Annotated in this window: 8 protein-coding genes; 5 read left to right on the top strand and 3 right to left on the bottom strand. The window is 33.8% G+C overall.

Going from position 1 to position 13,172, the window contains the following annotated elements; genetic code table 11:
* The first annotated feature begins 1,221 nt into the window (after positions 1-1,221).
* Together Q0983_RS04650 and Q0983_RS04645 are read left to right on the top strand one after the other, a co-directional pair.
* On the top strand, positions 1,222-3,126 hold the full coding sequence (locus Q0983_RS04650; protein ID WP_299549489.1) for a CDC27 family protein: 1,905 nt from the start codon (positions 1,222-1,224) through the stop codon (positions 3,124-3,126).
* Positions 3,127-4,056, top strand: a complete 930-nt coding sequence (locus tag Q0983_RS04645; RefSeq protein ID WP_299549486.1) for a glycosyltransferase family 2 protein — start codon at positions 3,127-3,129, stop codon at positions 4,054-4,056.
* 28 nt (positions 4,057-4,084) lie between these two features.
* Here Q0983_RS04645 and Q0983_RS04640 read toward each other — a convergent pair whose 3' ends face one another.
* Positions 4,085-4,885: a methyltransferase domain-containing protein gene (locus tag Q0983_RS04640; RefSeq protein ID WP_299549483.1), complete on the bottom strand. Its 801-nt coding sequence runs from the start codon at positions 4,883-4,885 to the stop codon at positions 4,085-4,087.
* A gap of 60 nt (positions 4,886-4,945) precedes the next feature.
* Positions 4,946-6,925 (bottom strand): putative porin, encoded by a 1,980-nt coding sequence (locus Q0983_RS04635; RefSeq protein WP_299549480.1) that lies wholly within the window; start codon positions 6,923-6,925, stop codon positions 4,946-4,948.
* Between the two features lie 476 nt (positions 6,926-7,401).
* Here Q0983_RS04635 and Q0983_RS04630 point away from each other — a divergent pair, with 476 nt between their 5' ends.
* The 3 genes from Q0983_RS04630 (at position 7,402) to Q0983_RS04620 (ending at position 11,794) form a co-directional block, all read left to right on the top strand.
* On the top strand, positions 7,402-8,001 hold the full coding sequence (locus Q0983_RS04630; RefSeq protein WP_299549477.1) for a ribonuclease HII: 600 nt from the start codon (positions 7,402-7,404) through the stop codon (positions 7,999-8,001).
* A 32-nt stretch (positions 8,002-8,033) separates the two neighbouring features.
* A complete protein-coding gene (locus tag Q0983_RS04625) occupies positions 8,034-10,469 on the top strand; it encodes a ribonuclease HII (protein ID WP_299549474.1) in 2,436 nt (811 codons plus the stop codon).
* 275 nt (positions 10,470-10,744) lie between these two features.
* Positions 10,745-11,794, top strand: coding sequence for a nucleoid-associated protein (locus tag Q0983_RS04620; RefSeq protein WP_299549471.1), 1,050 nt, complete (start codon positions 10,745-10,747; stop codon positions 11,792-11,794).
* 45 nt (positions 11,795-11,839) lie between these two features.
* On the opposite strand, the gene Q0983_RS04615 is transcribed toward Q0983_RS04620, so the two are convergent.
* Positions 11,840-13,069 (bottom strand): T9SS type A sorting domain-containing protein, encoded by a 1,230-nt coding sequence (locus Q0983_RS04615; protein WP_299549468.1) that lies wholly within the window; start codon positions 13,067-13,069, stop codon positions 11,840-11,842.
* Between the last annotated feature and the right edge of the window lie 103 nt (positions 13,070-13,172).

Below are 13,172 nucleotides of genomic sequence, written 5' to 3'. Positions count from 1 at the left end.
ATCAAACTCTTCATCGTTAAATTGTTAAGCACTTTAAAAAATGCTCTTATCTTCTAACAACTAAATAGAATCTTCAGTACTCAAAATGGTTTATTCTCTTGTCTGTAACAACCGTTTCCAGTTGCTACTTACGCTGTCAATTTCAATATGTTTATGAACTTATTATATACTTATCTAAAGCCTTCCCGACTTTAGCGGGTGCAAATATAAAACCCTTTTTTTTTACCCACAATACTTTTTATATTTTTTTTAGAAAAAATTTTTTACCACTTTTTCTAAATCCAAATACCTATTATGAACATCGCAAAAACAAAAATTAATTCCCCATTTTTGCGGCTGCAAACATAATACCTATTTTCCGTTCCACAATACCTTTTTACAACCTTTTTTTAAATCTTTTTTAAACACCTCTTCTATAGCCTTATAACCAGTAGGTTACAACTCAAAAAAATCCTGAAAAAAATTACTCAAAATAAAAAACCCGCGGAAATCACAAACCTATAAAATACGAAATAACAAGCAAAATACAAAATACAAAATACAAAATACAAAGAACAAAGAACAAAGACCGAAGACCAAAGACCAAAGACAGAAGACAAAAGACCGAAGACAGAAGACGGAAGACGGAAGCTCGAAGTACGAAGCAGGAGACTGAAATAATGAATAGTGAATAATTAATAATGAAACAGGAAACATGAAACAGGAACCAAGAACAAAGACAAAAGACCAAAGACTGAAGACTAAAACTTTTCTTAATATCCTACTCCTTATATTATATATTAAGAACCGAATACTGCTCACTGCCACTGCTTACTGAACACTGAACACTGCTTACTGAATACTGAGTACTGCTTACTGAATACTGAGTACTGCTTACTGAATACTGCACACTGCATACTGAACACTGCATACTGAAACGCGTTAGGGATTGTAGCGGCATCCTTTATGCACAGCCTTAAAAAGAAAAACTCCTGTCATGAGATAGGGCCTACTCCTCAATGAGATCCCAAAACCAGTTCCGGACTGCTGCGCAGAAAGATATAGCAGAAAGCCCGACCTGAGGTACGAAGGGAACGCCATTGAAAAAAATTCAATCAAAAGACTCCTTTCCTATAAAGCCAGGTTGCAACTAATTTTACTGCTTATTATAATTAATCTCACAAGATACTTGTGATATTTTCGTACTTTTGATTCCTTAAAAACTAAAACTCATTCCCAGGAATGAAAATCATAAATAACATCAGAACACACATAGAACGCTTATCTGATACCTCAATAATCATAAGCATCAGCATAATTACTTTTTTAGCATTCTCAAATATTTTCTTTGGTCATGAATTTACCGATTATGACGATAAGTGGTATATTTCTGAAAACAAAAATGTAATCAACCTTTCGTGGAAAACCATTGTCAATATCTTTAGCACTCCAGAAAACGGCCAGTATTCACCTATTGCGGTCACCTACCACGCTATCATTTATTATTTTTTCGGTGCCAATGCCATTGCCTTCAAATTTTTCGCAGTTCTTACGCATATATTCAACAGTATCTTAGTATATAAACTATTCAAAAATTTATCTTCCAATAGATATCTTATTATTTTCGTTACGCTTGTATTTGCCATCCACCCCATGCAAGTTGAAACTATAAGCTGGCTTTCTGCAATTTTTAGAATCGCGGCTACGTTTATGCTACTAGGATTTCTTTTTTATTGTAAGTACATTAAAAAGGAGAGAAGACTAAAATACTCGCTGATTTTTATCCTTTTTTTTATTCTGGCCCTGTTCACCAAAGAACAAGCCATCTTGTTTCCCATCGGGCTTTTAGCCATAAACATAAAGATGGGACATTCCTTATTAAAGAAACAAATTGTTATTGAAAATATTGTTTTAGGGCTGATTGTTCTTGCTTTCGGACTTATTACACTAGGGATAACAAAAACAGGAGGCCCGGATGTAACCAGTCTTCATGTTTCTTTATATACTAAATTCTATATATTCAGTGAATCTATATTAAGATATATTTATAATTTTTTATTCCCCTTTAACCTGTCTATTTCGTACCCGTATCAGGAGGTTCTAAAACCCGTCAATGCCGGTTTAAAAATCTCTTCCACTCTAAGCCTAATAGTTATTGGTATAATTACTTCCGTCAAGAACAAAGAATTGTGTTTTGGAATTATTTGGTCTATAGGTTTTCTAAGTTTAGCACTTAGTTTTACTTTTTTACATTTAAGGGATACTTTTATGGCAGATAGATATGCTTATCTGGCCATAATTGGTTTTGGCTTTATTCTTTATTATCTCCTAAATTTATTACACCGACTTTTAAAGAAAATTTTTATTGCCCAAATATTGGGAATAGCTCTCATAGTAGTTTTTATCGCTACAACATTTAACAGGGTTACCGTTTTTAAAAACTCAGAAACCTTATGGACTGATGCTATTAAAGTCAATAACAAGAACCGGTTTGCACATAATAATTTAGGAAATTATTATCTAAATCATGGAGAGTTAGATCGTGCCTTGGTACATTTAAAAAAAGCTATTGAAATCTCAACAGATTATTACCTGGCACATTCTAATATAAGTAAAGTTTATTACAAACAGCATAAATACGAGCTGGCCTTAGAACATATTAATGAAAACATAAGACTGAAGCCAAATCATGAACGTAATTATGTAAATCGAGCTGGTATAAACGAAATATTAAAAAAATACGATGAATGTATCCCAGACCTAAACCATCTGATTAAATTAAATCCAGAAAATGAAACGTATTTAACTGCTAGAGCAAAAGCTTATTTCTTTACAAAAAAGTATAAAGAATGTATTGATGATGCGGAAAAAATAATTGAGAGTGCCCCTAAGAACAGTATCCCTTATTATTTAATTGGACATAGTTATTATAAATTAAAAAATTACCAGAATGCCGAAATGTATTTAACAAAGGCAATCCAATTAAAAGATAATGATGGCGTGTATTATAATGTTAGAGGGTTATCCAGGTTATTTTTAGATAAGGGCTCTCTAGGCTATACGGATATCTTAAAGGCCAAAGAGCTTGGAGTCAAAGTAAATAATAACTTATTGGAGCAACTGTCCAAATCGTTTAAAAAGAATTAAATGAAAATAGATCGATTGTCTATAGTACTCCCTTGTCATAACGAGGAAAGTAATATTCCTGAACTGATAAAAGAATTGTCTTTGGTATTAAAACCATTTGCTTTTACTTACGAAATAATTTTTGTAGATGATGGTAGCAAAGACAGCACTTTTAAGATCATTAATGACATTTCCAAGTCAAATAAGTTTGTCAAAGGTTACGCATTATCAAGAAACTTTGGACATCAAATAGCTTTGCTAGCAGGTATTGAAAATGCTACGGGCGATGTCATTATTACAATGGATGCAGATTTACAACACCCTCCGGAAATCATTCCGCAATTAATTGAAAAATATGAAGATGGTTACGACATAGTCAATACCAGGCGAAAATATGACAAGAAAACAACCGTATTTAAAAAAACCTCTTCAAAGTGGTTCTATATATTGATCAATAAGTTATCCGATATAAAAATAGAGCCTCAAAGTTCGGACTTTCGCCTGATGAACAGAGAAGCTGTTGATGCTTTTCTAAAGATGAAAGAACACAACCGGTTTACCAGGGGATTGATAAGGTGGATTGGATTTGAACAAACCATTATTGATTATGAGACTAATGAAAGATTCTCCGGTCAATCAAGTTACTCCCTTAAAAAAATGATTACCCTGGCCATTGATGGTGTAACAAGTATGTCCTCCAAACCATTACGATTATCCCTGTACCTTGGGTTTATTTTTTTTGTTTCAGGCCTTGTTTATGGCACTTATGTTATGTTCAATTATTTTAGTGGTATTAACATAACCGGTTGGACTTCTATCCTGATTTCCATTCTAATAATTGGAGGTATTCAATTACTAATTCTATCAATTATCGGGGAGTATGTTGCTAAGATATTTAATGAAGTAAAGTCCAGACCTCTGTACCTTATTAAAGCAAAAACACATAAATAGCAATTTTAATTTAGTCCGTTAAATGCTCCTATGCTCTGTGTCCCGGTTGTTCATTCCTAAAAAGACTAAGCGTTGCAAAGGACAGTTTTCTCCCAACAAAATTTCTAAAAAATAAACTGTCGAGCTTAAAAAAGAACTTCACCAGTTTCTTACCTCCAAGATTAAGAAAGGGAAATGCGTCCGGATTATAAAATAATGTATAAGATAATAAACCCGGATACATCTGGTCAATCAAAACGTAATCATTCTTGAAATACAAATCATTGAGGTCTTTTAATGTAAAGGCGCGTTCGGTCTGCTCATCGAACAAAGTATTTTTCCTATATATACGTTCTCTTATCTTTCTGAAAACATAGTTGTTATGAGTGGGCTCCAAAACCACAAAATCCCCCCCTTCATTTAAATTCTTTTTTAGCAGTTTTACCGCATCTTCACAAAATTCGGGGACATGGTGCAAGCCTCCTATTAATATAATCAAGTCAAACTTTTTATCAGATTTAAATGTGGTGATATCTTGTACATATACATTCAAATTCTTGTTCCTTTCCTTTACTTTTTGAATTAAAACAGAACTGTAATCGAAGCCCTCATAATACCTTATGGCCCCTACATTTTTTTCAATGATCTTTTTGCCTTCGGAATAGCCACACATAGGTTCAAGAACAGACAAACCATCTTTCTTCTTTAAATAGTCTTTGTCCTTAAAAAAATAAGACCACATAAGGTCTTTTAAATACAAATGATTTTCGGATTGTCTTGATTCAAAATATTTTTCAGAAATATTTTCAAAATGCACCCTTTGCCTTTCTATTTTATCTGTTTCTTCCATATTTTTTAGAACCTATATATGTAGGCAAAGTTAACAACTATGTGCCTGTTTAAACAAATTCTATAGAAAGAAATTCCAGACAATACCGAAACGTACAGTAAAGTCTCTGTACGGATTGTTAGGTGCCGAGAAGTAGTCATAACCTGTGAATGCCGAATTAAAATGTTCTGCTTTTAAGAAAAGGCGTGTTTGACGGATCTTGGCATTAATGAAAAAGTCCAATCGCGGAAAATCTCCAAATTCTTCTGTGTTCTGCACATAAAACTCTGCCAATATCGGGTTGTAGGCATTCATATTATACTTGGTAAAGTAATTGAGCGTGACTCCGGTTTGCAGGTACATGGCCTTTTTAAACAAATGACTGGAGAAGTACAGCGTATTACGCGTTGTTAACTCCGGCACATTTAAGGTATTATTATCGTCCTGTACATTTTGGTACAACACCGTATTATTTAAAGCGAACTTACCTACTTTGATCTCGTTTTCCAATTGGGCTCTTAAATAGGTTATGGTACTACTGTTTTGATAAGCTTTAATAGCCTGGTCTGTATTCGCAACGGCATCGTCATGTTTGAAATAAACATAATCTGTTATCGTGTTTAGGTCTACCGTTATATTGGCAAGTTGCTTGTATCTGGCATTAAAAGTCAATTGTTGGGTTTCGGTATTATTAAAACTATTTCGCCAATTGTAATTCTTGTAACTACTTTGATGCAGTAACATATTATAGTTTGGTGCTTTGGAACTATGATTTAATGCGGCTGATGCTGCTATATCCTCATTTAAATTAAATGTGGCTTTTGCTTTTAGGAAATTACCATCGAAATCACCGGCTACATTTAAACCAAATGCTCCCTGTAACTCAAAACCTTTATATTGTTTTCTGTACTTCCCACCGGCAGAAAAAATATCACCTTTTAGCCTGTTAGTAATGGTGGTATTATCCAGAACCACAACTTTATCATAACCATAGTTATAATTATTGTTACTTATACTAAATTGTAGGTCGCCAATTATATTGTTACTGTAATTTACATATACCTTATTATAAAAGTTCTCAAGCGTTGATCTGTCCTTTATATTGGAGCTTATAAAAGCCTCTCCAAAATAACTGGTGATAGCTGATGACTGATCATACTGAAAATATTTATCCTCAAATGACATGATATGCCCCAGCTTAATTTCGTTTTTAGAGAGCGAGTCTTTTTGAATAAGTTTGTAATCGTGCTCTAAATGAAATCGTTTCCCTAAGAAAATACTTTCGGCATTTTCAAAATTGACCTCCAGGATGGAACGGTCCAGAAATTCTTCCGCACCATTTACAAAATTAGTCACACTGGTAGCGTCCAGCCCACCGTTCTCCCGGTTCATTAAGTCCTGGGTTACTATATGCCCCCGGGCATTATATCGTTTATTTTTTGTCTGGTAATTTGATGTGAACCTGAAATTACCGGTACTGGTCAATGCATTTTGATATTTACCCAATGACCGCAATCCTTTATAGGCTATTGAAAAGTTAAATTCAGGCGACGTATTAATGGTAATAAACGAATCTACCAATTGTCCCTGCTCAAAAGCTGTTTTGAAAAACAACTCGGTTAAAGGTGTCGGGACCCTGTAATAATGAACGTCCTCAATTTCCCAGTAATTAAAATGTCTCGCCCTGGCACCAAAACCCGGCATTAAATCGGTGCTCTGAAAATCATAGGTTAAACTATTATAGGTTTGCCCCAGGTTAGCAAATGGCATTAAACCAAAATTATCTTTTCTTATATAATTGAATTTATACTCCTTTTGAATAGTTAATGTAGTATCAACATAAGTAGTATCATTCTCAACAGAAATAATTAAGTAGTCTTCAATATTAGCTTTCTCATCCTTTTTTCCCTTAGAGCCTCTTTGAGCACCTCTCTGCGTCGACATTCTATTATAAATAGAATCTTGTTCTCCACCCGGTGGCTTTACATTATCTCCTAATTCTCCTTGGGCATTTGCAGACGTTAAAAAGCCGATAAACAAACATGCCAAAACTGTTTTCATTATGATTCGATTTCTTTTTCTAAAAAGTGTTTTTGACATGTAGGACATATTCGATTATAACGAAATTTATGTAGCGGTATTTTATAATTATTTTTTCAAGAAGCAAAAGTAATTATTTGAACGGAAAGTGCCTCTAATTATTTTAAATAAAGAAAGCCAGCAACACATGCTGGCTTTCTTTTAAATATTAAACAAGAATATTTATTTTGAGTTAGTCAGGTACAAACATCTAAATATTATAACGAAAAACCAAAAAAACGGACAAAAAACATACGAAAAACTGACAATTTACAGGTTTTGAAATTATTAAATCATCAAAAAAAAGACACTTATTTTATGTTTTAATGCTTTTTTTAAGCTAAATATTATCTAATCTTCAAGATAAATTAAAAAATCCGTAAAGAATCATATAAATACATTATGTATGCATAATAATTTGTTTATAAAATTATAGATTTGACAAATCAATTAAATAAATGCTGTTAATTAATCATTCTGATTTTGAACTGGAATGTGGCACAGATGAAGCCGGGCGCGGGTGCCTTGCAGGCCCTGTTACCGCCGCCGCTGTTATACTACCAAAAGATTTTGAAAACTCGGTTTTAAACGACTCCAAACAGCTTAGTGAAAAGAAACGGGACCTTTTAAAGTCTGTTATTGAATCCAGATCTTTAACCTTTGGTGTTGCTCATATATTTCAAGAAGAAATAGATAGTATCAATATTTTAAATGCTTCTATTTTAGCCATGCATAAATCGATTGACAAACTGAATGTTACACCTGAATTTATAATTGTAGACGGCAATAAGTTCAAACCTTATAAAGACATTCCTTCCGAAACCATTATAAAAGGCGATGGAAAATATTTAAGCATTGCTGCAGCCTCCATTTTAGCAAAAACACACAGGGATCTATATATGAGTAAAATTCACGAAGAATATCCCATGTATAACTGGAAACAGAATAAAGGTTACCCTACCAAAGAACACAGGGAAGCCATTAAAAAATATGGTATTACCAAATACCACAGAAAGTCTTTTAGATTATTGCCGGAACAATTAAAATTAGATTTATAAGTTATTTATCTTTACGGAAAATTAATCTGTTGATGAGACCCTATTTCTTTGCCCTTTTACTATTATTCACTTTATATAACTGCTCGAATCATACAACCCAACGTACCGAACTCATTGATTTTGCTCCTGAAAACAGTTCTGTAATAGTAAAGACCTCAAACCTTGAAAGCCTTAAAAATGCCATCTCCAACAATGATGTTTTACAGAAGATTTCAAAAAGCAACACCTATAAAAATTTAGAAAGCACTTTAGAAAATTCATCACTGATAAAACCATCGGGCGATGTGTTGATCTGTTTTTCAAAAGACTCCAAAGACAGTTTACAGTATGCTATAATAACTAAGTACTATTCAAACTTATTTAAAACCGATTCATTAAAAAATTACACTGAAGAAACTTTAAAGTACAAAAACAGAACGGTTATAAAATCCACTTTAAACAATGAAGCTTTATACAGTACTATTGTTGACAGCACATTTTTCGCATCGTCGTCAAAAGACATTTTAGATGCTGTTTTTATTAATTCCGAAACCAATTATGACCTCAAAAAAATATATAGCACTACAAATAATGACAAGACCTGTGCTATAATAATTAGACCGGATTCTTTATTTATTAAACAGTTCGCCATAGAAGACCAACTTCAATTCGGCAATTTCACCAATTACGTTGCTTTGGATATTGATGCAAGTCAAAATGAAATTGTATTAAACGGAATTACAAAAGCGACAGACTCCCTTAAAAGCATTGTTAATCTTTTTAAAAATACCATTCCGCAAGAAAACCTAACACCAACCGTGGCGCCTTCAAATAGTGACGGATTTATGAGTATTACATTTGATAGTTTTAAAGCTTTTGAAACCAATTTAATCGCTTTTAATAAAAAAGACTCGACTTATATCAGCCCCAGTTTATTTAACGATGTTGTTGAAATTGGAATTATCTACCAGGGAAAACAACAGGCCCTGGTTTTAAATTCTGTTGATAATATTGCTACTAAAGACGCACTGATTGGCAATGAAAATGTGATTGATACGTATAGAGAAATCAAAATTTTTGATTTTGATGACCCTCTGATATTTTCAAAGACATTCACACCTTTTGTATCGTTTAACAATGCCAATATGTATTGTGTGATCGATACCTTTTTTGTGTTTGCTGATTCTAAAGATCTGCTCCAAAACATCATTGCCAATTATCAAAACAAAACAACGTTTAGTGAACGGAACTATTACAAAAACATCAAGGAACACTTAAGTGATGAATCTTCGCTTTTGTGTGTTTACACCCCTTCAACCTTAAACAAGATCGTTAATATTAATTTAGAAGAAACGCAAGATTATAAATTGAGTAAATACCATACTTCTGCGCTTCAGTTTATTTACGATACTAATTTCGCCCATGTAAACGGTGTGATAAAAAAGAGTAAATCCAATGCTACGTTGAATTCGGTTTCCGAAGAATGGAATATCAAATTGGATACCGATATTTTAAACAATCCGCAATTTGTTACCAACCACATTACCAAACAAAAAGAAATTGTAGTTCAGGATATAAATAATAATTTGTATTTAATTTCGAACAGAGGAAAGATCCTTTGGAAAAAGAAACTGCAAGGCCCGGTTTTAGGAACTATCAATCAAATAGATATTTATAAAAATGGCCGATTACAATTATGTTTTGCCACACCGAACAGAGTCTACGTTATTGATCGAAACGGAAGAGATGTCGCTCCTTTCCCGGGTAGGTTTAATGACCAAATCACGCAGCCCTTATCCGTTTTCGATTATGATAAAAAGAAAAATTACAGACTGCTTGTAACCCAGGGCAAAAACCTTTTAATGTATGATGTGAACGCTAAAATTGTAAACGGTTTCACGTTTAAATCTGCTAACAGTGCTATTATTTCACAACCAAAACACTTTAGAATTGGCAGTAAAGATTATTTAACTTTTAAAACTAAAAACAGGCTCTATATTTTAGACCGGACCGGACATACCCGTGTAAGGCCAAAATCTAATTACACCTATTCCAACCAGCCTGTATTTTTGTACAATAATCAGTTCACCACCACCACTCAAGACGGTAATTTAATATCGGTCAGGACCAATGGTAACGTATCATTAAAAAACTTAGGGCTTTCCGAAGATCATTATTTGACCACTACCAGTAAAACGTTGGTAGCATTAAACGAAAATAAACTCACTATTAAAAGTAAAACGTCCGAGCTTGATTTTGGTGATTATTCCGAACCAAAAATTTTCTACATAAACGATAAGATTTATGTAACGGTAACCGATAAGCAACTGCATAAAGTGTATCTTTTTGATAGTTTATCTAAACTAATATCCAACTTTCCGGTTTACGGAAATTCTGCCATTACATTAGATAATATAGACCGAGACAGAAACCTTGAATTTGTTACCAAGGGAGAAAGCAATTCCATTATTTTATACCAGATAAACTAAACGGTTTATAGGTTGAAATACTTCAAATTGTGTGAAATTGTTTGCTGTTAAAAAACTAATCTTTATCTTTAAGCCAGCTATTAATCAGATATTTACAATGCGTGCTCCAGGTTTTAAGCCTTTTTTCAATGTATTCATCTTAAAAAACAATATAAGGGTATAATTGCTATTACCCGAAGTCCTCAGATCTTAGGCGTCAAAGTTTTATGCTTTGGCGCTTTTTTTATGGGTTTCTCTTTCTAAATTAGTACTATTGCAGTGATAAAAATTAGACTATGATCTCACGTAAGAACGCCTCCATTTCAAAATGCATTATCCACAAAGTCGGTAACAAATTCAACGATACAAAAAATGCATTTTCTGAAAAAATCGTCAACTTTGACGAAGCCAGTTATGATCTGATGTTACCTTTTTTGTTAAGGCCTTTTGGCAGTGTTGTACAAAGCTACAGGTTTAACCATCATGCTAACATCAGTCTGAACGAAATCAACAATTACAGTTCCCAAATTTTTAATGACGATGAGGCTTTTATTGAAGTTTCAAAACATATCGTTATGCATTTATATGAACAATCTACCTCAGCCAATATTAAAACCGGCGATGTATTAGTTGTATTATTTGAAGGGATTGAATTTAACGATATTACTACTAATGCATTAGGGATATTTAAGATTGAAAACAAAGTTAACTTCTTTCAAACCTATTTAGAGAATAACAGTTATGACGTGTTGGTTCAAAAAGGGATCAACTCTAAAAAAGTAGATAAAGGTTGTTTGATTTTAAACCAAACCGATACGGAAGGCCATATTATTTTCAGTGTAGATAACAATAATTACGATGCACAATATTGGATCAATCAGTTCTTAAATATCAAATATGCCGATGATGCCAATAGCCATACGCAACACTATATAGAACTTTGTAAAGATTTTTCAACAGACATCTTAAAAACCAGTTACGGCATCCAGGAACAAAATACATTTTTGGCCAAAACCATCGATTTTTTTAAAGAAAACGAGGTGATTAATGTTGAACGGTTCAAAGACGAGCTTTTTGAAGAAGACAAGTACAAAACCCAATTTGAAGACTACAAAAAAAGTTTTGAAGGCGAACAAAGTATTGTCATTAGAAATCAATTTGATGTGGCCGAACGTGTTGTAAACAAAGAAAAGAAAAAGATCAAAACCGACATTAAATTAGACACCAACATTCAAATTAAGCTGGATATTGATGCTCCGGATGCTTCCATTGAATATTTGGAGCGCGGTTATGACGAGGAGAAGAAAATGCACTACTACAAAGTCTTTTTTAATGCTGAAAACTAAAAAAAAGAGCGGTAATACCGCTCTTTTTTTATATAAACATAACTATTAATTTTTCACTATTTTCTTGTAAGCCCATTTTCCATTGGCACTTTCCACTTTTAAAATATATAAACCGGCACTCAAGGTGTTGATTGATAAACTATCAGACGACATGTTTATATCCTCCTTTTTAAAAACTTCAGTTCCGTCAATACTATAAATTTTAATTTTGTTTAATGACACGTCTGCCTGTAATTTTATGTAGTCCTTAATCGGATTAGGATACACTTTTAAATTATTGGTAAACCATTCATCAACAGATGCTGTAGCAACAGGTTTATAAACCCTGATCCAGTCAACTCTAAGCGTATGATCATCTGCATTTGCCAATTCGGTATCTGTTGGTGTTAAAGGCGGTGTCATATCAGACCTCCAATCTTGATCTTCAACACTAAAAAGGATATCCATAGGCTTATTTAAACCTGTTCTGGTATCGTTGTTAGTATCGCCCGGGTTAACAGCATTAGTATGATACAACGGGTCTATTTGCTCCATCCCTTCTCTTTGAGTAACCAAAACACCATCAATGTAATAGTATAAATGGGTAGGGTCTTCCCAATACACACCATAGCGGTGGTAATCGTCTTTCCAGTTAATATTTCCCGCCCCGTCATTTCTTGTTATCCAGGTTGGATGCACAGACGGATTACCATTGGTGTTACTAAATTCGCTGGGTTGCCAATCAGCAAAAGGTGTTCTGATAAAAACATGATGACTCATATGCATACGTTGCGCATACCAGGATTGGTCCGAGCTTTGACTTCCTGACCAGGTTGCTCCGTAACCTTCCATAAAATCAATTTCCTGAGTATCATCCGGACTTAACATCCAACCGCCATTAGCCAGCACGGAGTTCATTATTTTGGCTCGTATCTCTACATATACAGGGTATACCACTGTGTTATTAGAGTGTATTACGCCGGCATGCACTCTATTTGTCAAGTACCTGGAGGCTATGAGTTTTAATTCGCCTCCTTCAACCAACGAATGGTCCCTGGCCCAGGTTGTCAACCCCGGTCCGGACCAGGCATTGTGGTACCAATCATCCCATTTTGTCAAAAATGTGCTCCCTTTACTAGCCGCAGGAGCAGCATAATTAAAATCATCTGAAACATCCTGTTGTAATTGCCATTCTTTACCTGTTCCCGCATCTGGGGGCACCGGAATACCGGTCCAATCTTGTGAAAAAGAGCCTAAAAATGAAAGACAGAATAAAATAGTTATAATTCTTAACATAGCTTAAAGTTTAGTGTAACGTCAAAAATAAGTACCAAAACAATATGCCCAAACAGAAAACCTTATTTGTCAAGTTTATATCAAGTAAATTGTTGCCAACTAT

The sequence above is a fragment of the Seonamhaeicola sp. genome, from assembly GCF_028281565.1.
Classification (GTDB): domain Bacteria; phylum Bacteroidota; class Bacteroidia; order Flavobacteriales; family Flavobacteriaceae; genus Seonamhaeicola.
This window is presented reverse-complemented; position numbering and strand designations above follow the sequence as displayed.